The sequence below is a fragment of the Francisella persica ATCC VR-331 genome (genome assembly GCF_001653955.1).
GTDB classification, from domain to species: domain Bacteria; phylum Pseudomonadota; class Gammaproteobacteria; order Francisellales; family Francisellaceae; genus Francisella; species Francisella persica.
This window is the reverse complement of sequence record NZ_CP013022.1, coordinates 547343-563896: the sequence shown is the minus strand read 5'-3', so window position 1 is coordinate 563896 and position 16554 is coordinate 547343. Positions and strand designations below refer to the sequence as shown.

Here is a 16554-nt window from a genome sequence, read left to right as displayed (position 1 = left end):
ATTATTATATAACATTAGTAACTTGTGTAAGGATACCTAAAAGAAGCATAGGCATAATACCTAAAAATAAAAGTACCAAACCATTAACACTTAATGCTATTAGTGATGCAAGCGGTGGTTTGACAGTTTGATCATTTTCTGGCTCATCAAAGTACATAGTCTTGATAACACTGACATAGTAAAATGATGCTATTACTGCCATAAGCAATACAAAACACGCTAATAAATAGTTGCCATCATTAATTAATCCCATCACAACAAATAACTTAGCAATAAAGCCACCAAATGGAGGGATGCCAGCCATTGAGAACAATACTATCAGTAAAATAAATGCTAACCATGAATCTTTTGTGTTAAAACCTTTTAGATCACTAAGATCTTGAACTTCATAACCACCGACCGAAATAGTTGTAATTACACCAAATACTGCCAAGGTTGTAAATACATATACTATCACATAGAAGCTTGCTGCTGTTAATGCATATCCTTGAAGATTTAATGTTGTTGCCAGTAGGACAAAACCAATTTGTGAAACTGTTGAGTAACCTAAAAGTCGCTTAACATTAGTTTGTGATAGTGCCACCAAACTACCAAAGAATATTGATAATATACCTATAACTCTAAATAGATATATCCAAGAGTCTTTCAACGATGGAAAGCCAACAAATAAAATATTCACAAGCATTGCAAAAGCAGCAACTTTAGGAATAGTTGCAACGATATTTGCTACAGCGTTTGGAGCCCCTTGATAAACATCTGGTAACCACATATGAAAAGGAAAAGCGCCAAGCTTGAATAAGAATGTAGCTATCATCATTACCAAACATACAAGTAAAAACTGCTGCTGTAATCCTGTAAGGTCAGCTTGTGCTAAAACTTTAGCTATTTCTGTGATATCAAGCTTACCTGTAATACCATAGACAAATGACATCCCAAACAATAATAACGCTGAAGCAATTGCTCCTAAAACAAAGTATTTAATAGCAGCTTCAAGACCTTTACCTGAATCCCTATGGATTGCTATCAATGCATACATTGGTAATGATAATAATTCTAGACCGACATATATTATAACTAAACTATGTGCAGATGTTAAAACCATTGCACCAAGCACACATAACATTAACAGTGTATAGAAATCACCATCTGATATTTTTCTATCTTTGACATAATCCCTTGAATATAGTGCAACAAATACCGCTAAAACAAGTATCACTAGCTGTAAAGTATATGCAAAGCCACTAAATACAACCTGACCTTCAAACACTGAACCACTAGTCTGAATTAGATATTCTTTAGCAAAAGTTGCTACCAAAGCAAGTAGCGTAAATACTTGGAAAAAAATATAGTTAATGTTTCTAATTTTACCATGTAAAAAAAGTCCAGAAAATATCACAGCTATTACGCCAATTGCTAATAATATTTCTGGCAAAATATAAAGGATTGATAAACTCATAATCAAAACACCACCTTATAGAGATAAACCAACGATATGTGCCGATGCCGATGCTGAAAGATGCAAAATTGGCTCAGGATAGAAACCAAATAATAAAGTTGGTACCGCTAATAATATAAATACAAATAGCTCCATTCTATTTAAATCAGTCAAGTTTGCTACTTGTATAGATACAACTTCACCGAAGAAAACATGCTTATACATCCATAAAGTATAAATTGGAGCTATCACAAGAGTTAATCCTGCAATTAATGCTATTAATGGAGAATATTGAAATACTGCTAATAAGATCATAAATTCGCCGACAAACCCACTCGTACCAGGTAAACCAACATTAGACATACAAAAAAGTAAAAAGAATGTTGCAAATATCGGCATAGTTTTAGCTACCCCAGAGAAATCAGATATTTCTCTCGTGTGCATTCTTAAATACAAATAACCAATACCAATGAACATACCACCAGATGAGAATGCATGTGCAATCATTTGGAAAACTGCACCTTGTAAAGCTAATTGCGCATTAGTTGTCCCTAGTACTGGATCAGCATTTTTCAATATAAATATTGAGAATAAGCCAAGAGTAACTAGTCCCATGTGTGAAATAGATGAATATGCAATTAGTCTTTTAACATCAGTCTGTGCAACTGCAACAATACCAACATAAACAATAGCTATTAAAGACATCACAATCAGCACATACTCAAGTGAAGCCGTTACCTCCGGTAGCATTGGGATGGCAAATCTTAAGAAACCATATACGCCTAACTTAAGCATAAGAGCTGCAAGGATAACAGAACCTCCAGCAGGTGCCTCTGAGTGAGCATCTGGTAACCATGAGTGAAATGGCCACATTGGAATCTTAACAGCAAATACTAAGAAAAATGCTCCGAAAACTAACCATTGAGCTGTTAGAGTAAACTTAACCGAATCTATAAAGCCTTGTGAATGAGTTGCCCAGGCGATAAAGTTCTGAATAGAATAAGTATCTTGATTTACTAAAAAGTGTGTCGGTGAAGCAGCAACTCGTGTCTGAATATACAAAATTGCTGCTAATAAGAATACCGAACCAAAAAATGTATACATGAAATATTTAACTGCAGCATATGCTTTGTTCTTACCGCCCCAAATACCAATACCAAGGCAAGTTGGAATTAATAACGCTTCCCAGAAAACATAATAAAGTATCGAATCCGTTGCACAGAAAACACCATTAGTCAAACCACATGTAATCAAAAATATTGCCATGTATTGTCTAACTTTAGTTTTGATAGATGTCCAAGCTGCTAAAACTATCACTAATGTAGCAAAAGATGTCAAAAGTATAAATAAAATAGAGAATCCATCTACACCTAAGCTATAGTAAATGTCATGCATGCCAAAAACTTTAAACCATTTTACTGATTCTTGGAACTGCATCTCAGAGCTACTATAGTCAAAAGATGTAACTAAAGGTATACATAAAGCTAGAGTTAAACAACTAAATACTAAGGCTACCCAACGAGCCGCATCTCCATGTAATTCTTTGGTTCTTGTTGCTAAAACAACAAAACCTCCAACTATTGGGAGCCAGATTATTAAACTTAATAAGTAATTACCTAAATTCATAATACAAATTTATCCTCTAACTTGCCTAAACAGAAATTAGCAAAATCATAAATAATAACACACCAACCATCATTACAAACGCATAGTCAAATAAATATCCTCTTTGTATTTTTTTGAAACTATCACCTGTATGATATATCAAGCTAGATATCCCATTTACAACTGTCTTATCGATAATAAGGATATCAATAACCTTCCATAAGAAATTACTAATTGCTAAGAAGATATTTACAAATATCACATCATACAAAGCATCAATAAAGTACTTCTTAACTAAGATATAATAAATTATTCCAAATCCTGATTTTACATTTGCAAATAGTCTTGGAATTACTGGTAGCCACACATATAAGACATATGCTAATACTAAAGCACTTAGAGCTAACCAAAAAGGTACCGTTGTCACAGAATGCTTGATAAATGCCATTGAGCTTACTGTATCAGGCTCATTAGCTAAATAAGCAGTCACTGATTCCCTACCAAGACCAGCTTGTATAAATGGGCTTATAGTATTACCGAATAAACCATGCTCTTGAGACAAAATACTACTAAAGATATACTCTCCAACAAACACCGAAGGTATAGCCAATAATATCAAAGGTATTAATATACTTATGGGTGATTCTTTAAGATGTGATTTTTCTTCATCTGACATTCTTTCTTTACCATGAAAGACCATAAAAAACATTCTAAAAATATAAAATGAAGTCACAAATGCACAAGCTAAAACCATATAGTAGGCGAACTTATGTCCGTATACTGTAGTAGCTTGAGCTGCTTCAATAATTAAGTCTTTTGAGAAAAATCCTGAGAATGGTGGTAAAGCTGCAAGCGCCCAAGCACCTATTAGCATACACAAATATGTGACTGGCATATATTTTCTTAGACCACCCATTCTACGAATATCTTGCTCATGATGCATCGCGACAATAACAGAACCTGCTGCTAAGAACAACAATGCTTTGAACATCGCATGTGTCATTAGATGAAACATCCCGATTGAAAATGCACCAACACCTTGAGCTACCATCATATAACCTAACTGCGATAGTGTACAATATGCTATAACTCTTTTAATATCTGTTTGAACAATTGCAATCAGTCCCATAAATAAGCATGTTATAGCACCGATAATTAATACAAAGCTTAGAGCCGCTGGAGACAGCACAAACATTGGAGAAAGTCTCGCAACCATAAACACACCAGCTGTAACCATTGTTGCCGCATGGATTAGCGCTGAAATAGGGGTAGGGCCTGCCATTGAACCTTCTAACCATGAATGTAAAGGAAATTGAGCTGACTTACCCATTGCTCCTATAAATAATAGTGAACACATTAGAGTAACTGGGCTAAAGCTCATACCTAGAAAATGGATAGTTTGAGTATTATCAATATCCAGTAAAGCTGCAAAAACTGTTGTATAATCAACCGATCTTGTATATAAAATAACTGCACCAATACCTAACAAGAAGCCTAAATCACCAATTCTATTTACAATAAAAGCTCTTAAGCTTGCAACATTGGCCTGATCTCTATTAAAATAAAAACCAATTAATAAATATGAGAATAAGCCCACACCTTCCCAACCAAAGAATAATAATAAGAAATTATTCCCCATTACCAAACAAAGCATTGCAAAAGTAAAACCTGAAATGTATGCAAAGAATCTTGCATAACCTTCTTCACCTTTCATATATCCAATCGAATAAACATGTACTAGCGTTGATACAAATGTTACTATCAACATCATATACACAGTGATCTTATTTACCGTAAAGCCAACATCAAAGGCGAACATATTTGAGATTGGCGCCCACTGATAAAAGCTAACTGAATAAACTTCAGCACCACCAAAAACACCATAAGCTAAAATTACACTAAGGAGAAAAGACAGGCCACATAGAGAAATTGTGAAAAAGCTAACACCAGCATTTTTTATAGATTTACCACCAAATCCGGCAATCAATGCCCCCAATAGAGGAGCTAAAACTATAACTGCGATTAGTACAGCTGCTACTTGAGTGTTTACTACCATAGTTTGCTCTTAACCTCTTAGTGTATTAAGTTTACTTAAATCAATAGTTTTGCGTTTTCTAAATATTGCCACAACAATTGCTAAACCAATTGCTGTTTCAGCAGCTGCTACTGCCATTATAAAGAATACAAAAACACCACCAATTGCCTGACGATGCATATTAGCAAATATCAAAAAATTAGTATTGACCGCTAAAAACATCAGTTCTATCGACATCAATAGTATAAGAATATTTCTTCTGTTTATAATTATACCAGCAACACTTGTCACAAATAAAAGTGTACTAAAAATCAGTCCATGTGTGACTGACACTGAAATGCTATTCATCTTTAGCGCCCTCTTTATTACTTGGCATTTTGATCATAGTTAAACGATCTTTTGCTCTGACTTTAATTTGCTGAGCTGGATTAACTGTTTTGTTTCCTTTACGCTTAGCTTTTAATGTCAATGTTACCGCTGTAGTCAGCGCTGTTAATAAAATAAAGTCAACAAGCTCAAATACATACAAGTTAGCATTATTAAACATGGTTAAACCTATGATCTTGAGACCACCGACTCCACCTTGCATATTAGCTCCCGCAAAAACGTTTGTCGCTGCATAGCTTATAACTGTTGCAAATATAGCACAAACAACCACAGCAGCTAGAGCATAGAAAAATCTACCAACTCGACCATGTTCTTCAACATGCAAATCTAACATAAAGACCACGAATAAGAACATTACTAACACCGCTCCAACGTAAACCACAATAAGCAATAATGCTAGGTATACTTGTTGTAAAATTATCCATACTGCCGCTGTAAATATGAACGTAAAAATCATTGCTATTACAGAATTTACTGGATTATTTGCCAAAACCAGTACTAAAGTAGAAATGATAGCAAATGATGCAAATGTATAAAATAAAATATTTGTTACAACCATTTCCCTACCTAAAATCCTTATCTTGCAATCTATCAGCAGCTATTTGCGCTTCATATTTATCACCTATAGCAAGCAGTTTAGCTTTTGTCATAATATTATCACCACGCTCTTCAAAGTGGTATTCTAAGATATTTGTCTCAACAATAGAATCAACTGGACACGATTCTTCACAGTAGCCACAGAAAATACACTTAAATAAATCTATCTCATAACTTGAAGTTCTTCTGGTACCATCTTCTCTTTCTGTTGAATTAATTGTAATTGCTAATGCTGGACAAACAACCTCACATAATTTACATGCAATACATCTCTCCTCACCATTCTCATAGCGTCTTAAGGCATGTAGACCTCTAAATCTGTTAGAGATAGGAGTTTTTTCATCTGGATACTGTACTGTAACCTTACGTGTAAAAAAATGCTTACCTGTAACTTTTAATCCTTTTAGGAGCTCCCAAAGCAAAAAAGTCTTTAAAAAATTTATTATATTTCTCATGATACTATCCTTTTACCACCAAGGTCCTACACCAATTCTAACCATACAAGCAACAATAACAACCCATATAAATGTCAGCGGTATAAATATCTTCCAACCTAAACGCATAATTTGGTCGTATCTATATCTAGGGTATGTAGCTCTAACCCATAAAAACATAAACATAAATATACCAGTCTTAGCAAATAACCATACTACATCTGGTACAAAACTAAATACAGACTCTAATGCAGTAGCTTGGAATGGTGAATTCCAACCACCTAAAAACATGATTGATGTTAGGATACTAATTAAAATCATATTTGCATATTCAGCCAAGAAAAATAACGCAAACCTTGATCCAGTATATTCTATGTGATGTCCAGCAACTATCTCAGACTCGCCCTCAACAACATCAAAAGGAGCTCTGTTTGTTTCAGCTATACCAGCAATAAAATAAACAATAAACAACGGAAATAGCGGAATAAAATACCAATGCAAAATACCACCAGTTTGAGCTTCAATAATTCCTGCTACGCCCATAGAACTTGCTGCTATAACAACTCCAACGATAGCAAAACCCATCGCCAACTCATAGGAAATAACCTGAGCACCGGCTCTCAGAGCACCAAACAGTGAATATTTATTATTTGATGCCCAACCAGCAATTACTATACCATATATAGAAAATGAAGTCATTGCCAATATATACAGTAGCCCTAGATTCATGTCAGACAGGACAATTCCCTTTGAGAAAGGAATCACCGCCCATGCAGCATACGCTGGTGCAAAAGCTAAAATTGGTGCAATAAAGAATAAATATCTATTTGAATTTGTTGGCACTATAATTTCTTTAAGAAAAAGCTTGAGTGCATCAAAGATAGGTTGCAACAAGCCAAAAGAACCGACCCTATTTGGTCCAATTCTATCTTGCATATAACCGATAACTTTACGCTCTGCATATGTATAGTATGCAACAACTAGTATCAAAGGAATGACTATCAACAATACGTAAAGTGATGTCCATAAAATATACCCTAGCATATTATCTCTCCTCCTCTACTAGCTTAATACTAACATTATCGCCATTTAAGAAGTCCTTAAACAGTGTCCTTGGAAGCATAATATTTTTAGCCTGCAAGCTTGGATCAACAACTACTTCATGGTTTATCTCATTGTCGATATTATAAATTTTGATAATTCCTGACTGGCCTTTTAGACCTATATCATCCGCTAGTTCTTGTGATATTCTCACACCAAAAAAACATTTTGCATCAGCAGTTTTTTGTAAAGGTTCAGCCCTTCTAAGTAGGCTGGTTGTGCTATACATTGAATTTGATGCCACAAATGCTACGTCTTTTTGATAATCAAGATTAGCATTAAGAATCTGCGTAACATGATTAACACAAACTCTAGCTCGTGTAGCATAAGCATCATTAGTAACCTCTGCAATAGAGTTATACTCAAAGCCTTCTAACTCTAACAGATTACCTAGCACTCTTAGGACTCTCCATAACTCTTTACTGCCAGCATATGATTTAACTACTTGCTTAAACTCTTTTTTATTCCCGAATAAATCAACAAAGCTTCCACTAGTTTCATAGTGAGTAGCTATTGGTAAAATAATATCTGCAGTTTCTTTAGTAAATTTATCAGCAAATGCTGTAAAGCTTACCACAATATCAATATTCTCTAATGCATTTCTAAGCTTTTGCTCACCATACAAGCTATCTTTAGCTAACTCGGTATGCGCTGTCAAAAGCAACTTGGTATTTGTTTGACCATTTAAACACTTATATGTGCTAAATTTAGTTTTAGAAGGACTAAATATTCTATAAGCTGCAACAGAGTTGACATTACTTGCTAACACCCCACCTCTTACACTAGTAACTTTTTCTAATACATCTAAAATACTAAAAACCGTTTCAAAGCTACTTGTGTTGACAATATCTTGACCAATAATTATTTTTGGAGCTCTTGCTGCTACTATTCTATCAGCAACATATCTAACCTCTGCAGCTGGATCAACCTTTCTTAGAATTTCATCAAGATCAACATAAGGTAGATTTGCTCTAACAAAAATAGCTTTAAGTAAAGATAGTACAATATATTGAATATTATAGGCGGCTAATCTTACCTGCTTAATATCATAATTAAAGTTATAATCACAAATGTTCCAAGCAACAGCCTCTGCAACATTTTTTTCAACTGCATCTTTGATAGCAATATTTACTAGTGGATATTCTTTTCTGATATTAGAACCAAAAATAAGAATAAAATCACTTTTTCGAATATCCTCTAATGAGCAGCTTAAACCTTTACCTGCACTAATGCCTGGAATATCGGCATACTGTCTAACACGAGCATCAATGTTAGCTGAACCAACAGCTGCCAATAACTTCTTCATCAAGTACATTTCTTCTGAAGTTGCAGTCTCAGACACGATAGCAGAGATTGCCTCAGAGCCATTTTCTTCTTTAGTTTTTTGTATAGCTACTTTAACAAAATCTAATGCCTCTTCCCAAGATACTTCAACCCAGCCACCAGCCTTTTTAATCATTGGTTGTTTAATTCTATCTTGGCTATACAAACCAGTGTATTCAAATCTATCTCTATCAGCTATCCAGTTACCAGTAATCTCACTCTCTCTTGGAACCACTCTAACAAGTTTATTTTGATAAACATGTGCATTAATCTCGGTTGCTAAAGCATCGCCAGCTGATAGCGTTGAAAACTGTTTTAATTCCCATGATCTAGCCTTAAATCTAAACGGTTTTGATGTCAAAGCTCCAACAGGGCAAAGATCTATAATATTACCAGAGATTTCAGAGTTAACCATTTCACCAGAAATATAAGTACTAATAGCAGAGTGATCTCCCTTACCCATAACCCCAAGTTCTTTGACGCCAGCAATCTCTTCACCAAAGCGTACACAACGTGTACACAAAATACATCTCGTCATATCAGTAACCACTAAAGGACCTAACTCAGGATCTTCTACTGTTCTCTTAGACTCAAGATACTCTGATGTTGTATTACCATAGCCCATTGCAATATCCTGCAGCTCACACTCGCCACCCTGATCACAGATAGGACAATCTAATGGATGATTTATAAGCAAAAACTCCATAACATCTTTTTGCATTTGTAATGCTTTATCCGAACGAGTCTTAACTTTCATTCCATCCATAACTGGTGTTGCACATGCTGGCGAGGCACGTCTTGCACCCTCAACATCTACCAAACACATTCTACAGTTTGCAGCTACAGACAATTTTTTATGGTAGCAAAATCTCGGAATGTATATACCGTTTGCATCTGCTACTTCAATTATTGATTGATTTGGCATAGCTTGATAACTCTTACCATCAATCTCTATACTTATCTTTTTGGATTCTTTATTGTCTGACACAAAACTACTCCAACTATTGATCCACTATACTTCTACCATTATTCTCGATCATATAGACAAATTCATCTCTAAATTTATCTATATAACTTTGGACTGGCCATGCAGCTGCATCACCCAAACCACAAATAGTATTACCCTCTATATTCGTTGCTACTCTAACTAAAGTATCTATATCTTCAGGTCTTCCTTCGCCCGCAGCAATTCTATGTAAAGTTCGCGCCAACCAGCCAGTACCCTCTCTACAAGGTGTACACTGACCACAAGACTCTTCATAATAAAAATCTGCTAGTCTTACTAATGTTCTAACCATACAAGTAGTCTCATCTAGCACAATAACTGCTCCTGAACCAAGCATTGAGCCTGCTGCCGCTATTGATTCATAGTCCATAGTAACAGCCATCATCTCTTCGGCTGTCAAGATCTTAGATGAGCTCCCACCAGGGATTATTGCCTTAAGCTTATTACCATTACGAACGCCTCCACACATGTCTAAAAGCTCTTTAAACGGCATACCTAAACCTATCTCAACAACTCTCTGCTTCTGCACATGCCCAGAAACACAGAATAACTTAGTGCCACCACTTTTCTCAGTACCTAGTTTTTTAAACCATTCACCACCATGCTGCAATATTGCCGGCACCGAAGCATAAGTTTCTGTATTATTTATATTTGTTGGCTTGTCATAAAGACCCTTAAACGCAGGGAAAGGTGGCTTAAATCTTGGACGCCCTTTCTTGCCTTCAAGTGAATTAAGCAATGCTGTTTCTTCACCACAGATATAAGCACCAGCTCCAATAGATGAGTATAAATTAAAAGAGATTCCTGATGATCTAATATTTGTACCTAAAAAACCAGCTTGATATGCCTCAATAAGCGCATCCTCAAACCTAGCTATTGGCTCATAAAACTCGCCTCTAGTATAGTTATAACCTGCGGTAGCTCCAACAACATATCCCGCTATAGCCATACCCTCTATTAATTGATGAGGATTATTTCTAAGAATTTCCCTATCTTTACATGTACCAGGCTCACCCTCATCAGAATTACATACAACATATTTCTGTCCTGGAGTATTGCGTGGCATAAAACTCCATTTCAACCCTGTAGGAAAACCAGCACCACCGCGACCTCTAAGACCAGAGATTTTGAGTTCTTCAATAATTTGCTCAGGTGGAATTTTTTCTGTCAATATTTTATTCCAGTAGGAATAACCACCCACAGATAGATAAGACTCCAAACTATATGGCTTATCTAAATGTAGGGTACGAAAACAAACTTCATTTGCCATTTATTAACTACTCCAAAGAATCAATTATTTGATTCACTTTTTCTATAGTTAGATTTTCATAAAAAACTTTATCTACCTCAAGCATAGGTGAACCACAACATGCGCCTTGGCACTCAACTTCTTTAAGAGTTATACGACCATCTTTAGTGGTCTCTCCAGGCTTAATACTGAGTTTTTTCTCTATATGTGCTAAAATTTCATAAGCGCCATTTAGCATACATGAAACATTTGTACACAAGTTCAACTTATGTCTCCCAACCGGCTTTAGATTATACATACAATAAAAAGTAGCAACCTCATAGACATCAACATTACTAACCTGTAAGTACTCTGCTAGGGCTGTTTGCAAGTCATCGGTCAAATAACCACCATTTTGATCTTGCAAAATATGCAAGCCTTCTAATATTGCCGATCTACGCTGATCGGTAGGAAACTTACTTAAAACTCTGTCAATATCTTCTCTCGCTTGTGGCGATATTAAATCTACTAAAGACATCTTTTCCCTCTATCTATCTACATCACCAAACACGACATCTATTGTTGAGATAATCGCTGGAGTATCAGCTAACATATGCCCAGATAATAATTCATGCATTGCGCCAATATGTGCAAATCCTGGAGCTCTCATTTTTAATCTATATGGCTTATTCGCACCATCTGATTTTATATATACGCCAAACTCACCTTTTGGATGCTCAGTTCCAACATAAACCTCGCCCTCAGGAGTACAATAACCTTCCGAGAAAATTTTAAAGTGATGTATAAGCTCTTCCATATTATTTTTCATCGCATTTCTTTTAGGAGGTGTGATCTTATGATTATCTGATAATACAGGGCCTGGATTGGATCTAAGCCAATCCACACATTGCTTGATAAGCTTATTTGATTCGCGCATCTCGGCCATTCTGACAAGATATCTATCGTAACAATCACCATTTGTACCAATTGGAATATCAAACTCCAACTTATCATACACTTCGTAAGGCTGAGTTTTTCTAAGATCCCAAGCAACACCACTACCTCTTAGCATTGGACCAGTAAAACCAAGCTCTTTAGCTCTCTCAGCATTTACCGTACCGATATCTACAGTCCTTTGCTTCCATAGTCTATTATCAGTTAAAAGAGTATCAATCTCATCTAAAGATTTCTCAAAATCAACAACAAAATGATCTAAGAAATCAAGTATGCTTCCTTGCCTTGGCTCATTTAATTTCTTAGCCTTTCTCTTGCTAGTAAATCTAGTTTTTTGGTATTGCGGCATTTGTGTTGGTAAGTCTCTAGCAACACCACCAGGTCTAAAATATGCTGCATGCATACGCGCACCAGATACAGCTTCATAGCAGTCAAACAAATCCTCTCTGACTCTAAAAGCATATAAAAATACTGTCATTGCACCAAGATCAATACCACAAGCAGCAACCCATAGCAGATGATTTAAAATCCTAGTTATTTCAGCGAACATTACGCGAATATACTTAGCTCTCTCTGGAACCTCTAACTGCAAAAGCTTTTCAATAGCCATCACATAAGCATGCTCATTACACATCATCGAGACATAATCAAGCCTGTCCATATAACCAATACTTTGGTTATATGGTTTAAATTCAGCAAGTTTTTCGGTACCTCTATGCAATAATCCAACATGTGGATCAGCTCGCACAACATTTTCACCATCAAGTTCTAAAATAAGCCTAAGAACACCATGTGCTGCAGGGTGAACTGGGCCAAAATTTAGTGTATAGTTTTTATACTCTGCCATTACTATAAATCCACAATTATATTTTTACTTACGAATCACTCTTGGTGTATTAACCCTATCATCAATCTCTACCGGCTCATACACAACTCGACCAAGGCTCTCATCATAACGCATCTCAACATAGCCTGTTTGTGGGAAATCCTTCCTTAAAGGATGTCCAACAAAACCATAATCAGTAAGCACCCTTCTTAGATCAGGATGATTATTAAAGTAAATCCCAAACATATCGTAAACTTCTCTTTCAGCCCAATTCGCTGATGACCATAAGTCACTGACAGAATCAACTAAAATAATCTGCGCATCTTTTAATTTACACTTCACTCTGACTCTGACATTATTTGCCATACTTAGTAGCTGATAAATAATTTCAAATCTATTATTTACATCAGCAGTTTTAAAATCTTGCTGACGCCCTCTAGAAAAACCTGTTTGTGAGACAATCTTACCAACCTGCCAGTCTGACTGACCATAAGTTAAATAATCAACCGCTGTTACATCTGTAAGCTGCTCAAAAAGATACTCTCTTTTAAGTTTTTTCAAAATCAAATGGATATCGCGCTGATCCTTGATAGCAACTGTTATCTCACCATAATCTATACAACTTTCAACACCAAAGCCACTTAAAATAATTGTTATATTATCAAAATGATCTTGTAATTTAGCACTCACGATCACTTCCTCGCTATAGTATCTTTTCTAATAATCTTATTCTGCAGTTGTATAATACCGTAAACTAAAGCCTCAGCAGTAGGCGGACAGCCTGGCACATATATGTCAACAGGCACAATCCTATCACAGCCCCTAACTACCGAGTACGAGTAATGATAATAACCACCACCATTTGCACAAGAACCCATAGAAATTACCCACTTAGGGTTAGGCATTTGATCATACACTTGACGTAATGCTGGAGCCATTTTATTACAAAGAGTCCCAGCAACAATAAGTACATCAGATTGTCTTGGAGAGGGTCTAAAAACTATACCAAACCTATCCAAATCATACCTAGCAGCACCTGCGTGCATCATTTCTACAGCACAACAAGCTAAGCCAGTTGTTACTGGCCATAAAGATCCTGTGCGCGCCCAGTTTATAAGTGCATCTGCACTTGCGGTTATAAAACCTTTATTTTCATTACCTATTCCCACTCTAAAGCTCCTTTCTTCCAGGCATATATTAAGCCTAAGAATAGTACCATTAAAAATATAATCATCGCAAAAAATGCATGATCTGAAATAGCTGGTATCCCTGCACTAGCTCTTAGATTTATTCCCCATGGGATAATAAATGCCAATTCTAAGTCAAAGACCAAAAATAATACTGCAATCAGATAAAAACGCAATTCAAGCTTCTCTCTTGCATCACCAAAAGTTGGAAAACCACATTCAAATGTTTCCCCTTTGATTTTATTTGGATTATTTGCACCTACTATTACTGATAAAACTTTACCAATAATTGCAAAAGCAGCCCCTAAACCAAAAGCTATAATTAGGAATATCAATATAGGTGCGAATTGCTCATAAACACTTGTACTCATAGAAAAACGATAATAAAAATGGTTAGTGCGGTAATAATAGCATAATTAGACCCTAAGTACAAAGTTGATGAATTATTTATAGCTTATTGATTAGCTAAAGTGGACGTATATTTAATCACTAAAAACTCCTTGTCTAAAATCTTTACATAACTAAGCTTTTCGAATAATCTTATACTAGAATTTATAAAATTACCTAAAATAATGATGAACTCGAAAAATCTTGATTTAAAAGAATTCGGTTTTAAAGTCACACAACCTCGTGTTGAAATACTTAAATTGTTTGAAAAAAACAAGGATAAACATCTCAGTCCTGATGGTGTTTTTTCTAAACTTAAAGCACAGGGTAGCTCAACAGGAATTGCTACCGTTTACAGAGTACTTAACCAGTTCGAGTCAGCAGGGATAATAAATCGTTTAAAATTTTACAATGAGCAAGCAATGTATGAGCTAAATAATGGCGAACATCATGATCATATAATCTGTATTAAGTGCAATATAATACAAGAGTTCTATAGTCCAGAAATTGAAGCTCTGCAAAAGCAAATTGTTGAATCGTTTGGTGCTGAAATGATTAATCATAGCCTTAATATATATGTTAAGTGCAAGTCATGTAGCGAAAAAGAGTAAATCAATAACCATAATTTAAAACTATTCTAAAAAAAACTATACAACTCCAAAAAAACTCCTCTTTAGAAGTCTCAATAGAATATATTACTAACTATACAAGATTGCCTAACTAAAAAAGAAAGATCTCTTGAAAATATTGATGAACTTATCAACTGGGCAAAAAACAGTAATCCACACATTAATCACGATGACTGGCAACAATTTGAGTATGAACTGCATAACTCTTTTGAGAATGAATTATCAATGAATATCTATCGAGGTTTAAGACAAAAACAACTTGCAAATACGATAAAATCTGCAAATTACTCAAACCTTTGGTAGTGGTTAACTACAACTATGTCTAAAAATCAACAGCTTGCCTTTCTAGAAGAATGGGGAGCAGTTGGTCATATATCATCCAGGGTCAAAAACTAAAATTGGTCTTAGTAAATTTGAGAATATTCTCTACTCTCCTGAATTTGAATCTATACACAAGAATATTGCACATATCGAGATAATTGATGATCGTATACATCAATTATCAAAACTGGATGATCATCAATTATACCGAGCAATATAAAATTTGGAATCACGAACTTTATAACAGAGGGCTTGATAGTAGTGATTATATAATGATACCCATTCATCCATGACAAGCTGAGCATATTCTCCATGTTAAGCACAAATGTTTGATAGACTGTAAACAGCTTATTATTATCAATAATTGTAAATGTACTAATAAACCAAGCATGTCTTTTAGAACGATGTTGCCTGTAACTTCTAAAAATAAGAATAGATTAATACCACATATAAAGCTACCTGTATCAATCCATGCCACAAGTGTAACAAGAACAGTATCACCAGAATCTGTCAAAATAGGTCCACGAATCAGCAATTTTTTTGCTACAATCATTTTTTGCTATTTATGCAATGCCTGCACATTTACCATACTCCTATTTTCAGCAACTATAGGTCATATATTTATAATAAGCTTCTTAACAAACGAATTGATAAACAATATTTCTTTGCTAGTAGCTATTAATTTTATTGCAATATCAGCTGTAGCAATTTATATTCATAGATTTACGCATAATATTTACCTGATATTAGTAGTTAGGCTTCTATTGGGATTAGTTTTGCTAGGACATTACCTTGCTTATTTAGGTTTAGCATGTAAAGCTAAAAATAGTGATTTTGGTTTTCTAATCAGAAATTGCAACACTTTTTCTAAATTTGGCAATCTCTATGACATTTTCTTAGGTGGATTTATATTCCAAATGTCAACAATGCAAACATTTTTCTATATTACTACTGTTATCTATATATTATTTATAGTTATCTATATCTGTCTACTTTATCTGCTTGACCATAAATCTATATAGTTTTAAAAATAAGGAATTAATCAATGTCTGAACTACGCAATTCTAAAAGTGTCTTTAATAAACTTTAAAACAATCAA

The 16554-nt window shown here is 35.0% G+C and carries 15 protein-coding genes and 2 pseudogenes; 3 read left to right on the top strand and 14 right to left on the bottom strand.

Features of this window, described 5'->3' with window-relative positions; all coding sequences use genetic code 11:
* Positions 1-4 precede the first annotated feature (4 nt).
* From FSC845_RS02655 to ndhC, 14 genes are read right to left on the bottom strand one after another with little or no spacing between them, the layout of a single operon-like run.
* Positions 5-1456, bottom strand: a complete 1452-nt coding sequence (locus FSC845_RS02655) for an NADH-quinone oxidoreductase subunit N (protein WP_064461645.1) — start codon at positions 1454-1456, stop codon at positions 5-7.
* Between the two features lie 15 nt (positions 1457-1471).
* Positions 1472-3061 (bottom strand): complex I subunit 4 family protein, encoded by a 1590-nt coding sequence (locus FSC845_RS02650; protein WP_064461644.1) that lies wholly within the window; start codon positions 3059-3061, stop codon positions 1472-1474.
* 25 nt (positions 3062-3086) lie between these two features.
* Positions 3087-5096 carry an NADH-quinone oxidoreductase subunit L gene (gene nuoL / locus FSC845_RS02645; protein ID WP_064461643.1) on the bottom strand — a complete coding sequence of 670 codons (2010 nt, stop codon included), beginning with the start codon at positions 5094-5096 and terminating at the stop codon, positions 3087-3089.
* A gap of 9 nt (positions 5097-5105) precedes the next feature.
* Positions 5106-5423, bottom strand: coding sequence for an NADH-quinone oxidoreductase subunit NuoK (nuoK, locus tag FSC845_RS02640; RefSeq protein ID WP_064461642.1), 318 nt, complete (start codon positions 5421-5423; stop codon positions 5106-5108).
* Positions 5416-6021, bottom strand: coding sequence for an NADH-quinone oxidoreductase subunit J (locus FSC845_RS02635; RefSeq protein ID WP_064461641.1), 606 nt, complete (start codon positions 6019-6021; stop codon positions 5416-5418). The genes nuoK and FSC845_RS02635 overlap by 8 nt, the downstream gene beginning before the upstream one ends.
* A 4-nt stretch (positions 6022-6025) precedes the next feature.
* Positions 6026-6514, bottom strand: coding sequence for an NADH-quinone oxidoreductase subunit NuoI (nuoI, locus tag FSC845_RS02630; RefSeq protein WP_064461640.1), 489 nt, complete (start codon positions 6512-6514; stop codon positions 6026-6028).
* Positions 6515-6526: 12 nt separating this feature from the next.
* On the bottom strand, positions 6527-7537 hold the full coding sequence (gene nuoH, locus FSC845_RS02625) for an NADH-quinone oxidoreductase subunit NuoH (protein WP_064461639.1): 1011 nt from the start codon (positions 7535-7537) through the stop codon (positions 6527-6529).
* 1 nt (position 7538) lies between these two features.
* Positions 7539-9905, bottom strand: coding sequence for an NADH-quinone oxidoreductase subunit NuoG (gene nuoG / locus FSC845_RS02620; RefSeq protein WP_064461638.1), 2367 nt, complete (start codon positions 9903-9905; stop codon positions 7539-7541).
* Positions 9906-9918: 13 nt separating this feature from the next.
* Positions 9919-11193, bottom strand: coding sequence for an NADH-quinone oxidoreductase subunit NuoF (gene nuoF, locus FSC845_RS02615; RefSeq protein WP_064461637.1), 1275 nt, complete (start codon positions 11191-11193; stop codon positions 9919-9921).
* A 7-nt stretch (positions 11194-11200) separates the two neighbouring features.
* Positions 11201-11689, bottom strand: coding sequence for an NADH-quinone oxidoreductase subunit NuoE family protein (locus tag FSC845_RS02610; protein ID WP_064461636.1), 489 nt, complete (start codon positions 11687-11689; stop codon positions 11201-11203).
* 9 nt (positions 11690-11698) lie between these two features.
* Positions 11699-12952 (bottom strand): NADH-quinone oxidoreductase subunit D, encoded by a 1254-nt coding sequence (locus FSC845_RS02605; protein ID WP_064461635.1) that lies wholly within the window; start codon positions 12950-12952, stop codon positions 11699-11701.
* 24 nt (positions 12953-12976) lie between these two features.
* Entirely contained in the window at positions 12977-13621 is a 645-nt protein-coding gene (locus FSC845_RS02600) for an NADH-quinone oxidoreductase subunit C (RefSeq protein ID WP_064461634.1), read from the bottom strand.
* A 2-nt stretch (positions 13622-13623) separates the two neighbouring features.
* Entirely contained in the window at positions 13624-14100 is a 477-nt protein-coding gene (locus tag FSC845_RS02595) for a NuoB/complex I 20 kDa subunit family protein (protein ID WP_064461633.1), read from the bottom strand.
* The gene (gene ndhC, locus FSC845_RS02590; RefSeq protein WP_064461632.1) at positions 14091-14489 is read right to left on the bottom strand and encodes an NADH-quinone oxidoreductase subunit A; all 399 of its coding nucleotides are present in this window, start codon (positions 14487-14489) and stop codon (positions 14091-14093) included. Before ndhC ends, FSC845_RS02595 begins: the two co-directional genes overlap by 10 nt.
* Positions 14490-14693: 204 nt before the next feature.
* Here ndhC and FSC845_RS02585 point away from each other — a divergent pair, with 204 nt between their 5' ends.
* The 3 genes and pseudogenes from FSC845_RS02585 to FSC845_RS09970 form a co-directional block, all read left to right on the top strand.
* On the top strand, positions 14694-15116 hold the full coding sequence (locus FSC845_RS02585; RefSeq protein WP_064461631.1) for a Fur family transcriptional regulator: 423 nt from the start codon (positions 14694-14696) through the stop codon (positions 15114-15116).
* 87 nt (positions 15117-15203) lie between these two features.
* Positions 15204-16009: pseudogene (locus tag FSC845_RS07780) on the top strand (IucA/IucC family protein); the annotation flags it as partial.
* Positions 15981-16508: pseudogene (locus tag FSC845_RS09970) on the top strand (rhizoferrin export MFS transporter FslB); the annotation flags it as partial. The pseudogenes FSC845_RS07780 and FSC845_RS09970, both read left to right, overlap by 29 nt.
* Positions 16509-16554 lie beyond the last annotated feature (46 nt).

Bases quoted from the DNA above. Each gene is read 5' to 3' on its own strand.
- FSC845_RS02655 (WP_064461645.1), bottom strand. From the start codon at position 1,456: ATGAGTTTATCAATCCTTTATATTTTGCCAGAAATATTATTAGCAATT.
- FSC845_RS02650 (WP_064461644.1), bottom strand. From the start codon at position 3,061: ATGAATTTAGGTAATTACTTATTAAGTTTAATAATCTGGCTCCCAATA.
- nuoL (WP_064461643.1), bottom strand. From the start codon at position 5,096: ATGGTAGTAAACACTCAAGTAGCAGCTGTACTAATCGCAGTTATAGTT.
- nuoK (WP_064461642.1), bottom strand. From the start codon at position 5,423: ATGAATAGCATTTCAGTGTCAGTCACACATGGACTGATTTTTAGTACA.
- FSC845_RS02635 (WP_064461641.1), bottom strand. From the start codon at position 6,021: ATGGTTGTAACAAATATTTTATTTTATACATTTGCATCATTTGCTATC.
- nuoI (WP_064461640.1), bottom strand. From the start codon at position 6,514: ATGAGAAATATAATAAATTTTTTAAAGACTTTTTTGCTTTGGGAGCTC.
- nuoH (WP_064461639.1), bottom strand. From the start codon at position 7,537: ATGCTAGGGTATATTTTATGGACATCACTTTACGTATTGTTGATAGTC.
- nuoF (WP_064461637.1), bottom strand. From the start codon at position 11,193: ATGGCAAATGAAGTTTGTTTTCGTACCCTACATTTAGATAAGCCATAT.
- FSC845_RS02610 (WP_064461636.1), bottom strand. From the start codon at position 11,689: ATGTCTTTAGTAGATTTAATATCGCCACAAGCGAGAGAAGATATTGAC.
- FSC845_RS02605 (WP_064461635.1), bottom strand. From the start codon at position 12,952: ATGGCAGAGTATAAAAACTATACACTAAATTTTGGCCCAGTTCACCCT.
- ndhC (WP_064461632.1), bottom strand. From the start codon at position 14,489: ATGAGTACAAGTGTTTATGAGCAATTCGCACCTATATTGATATTCCTA.
- FSC845_RS02585 (WP_064461631.1), top strand. From the start codon at position 14,694: ATGAACTCGAAAAATCTTGATTTAAAAGAATTCGGTTTTAAAGTCACA.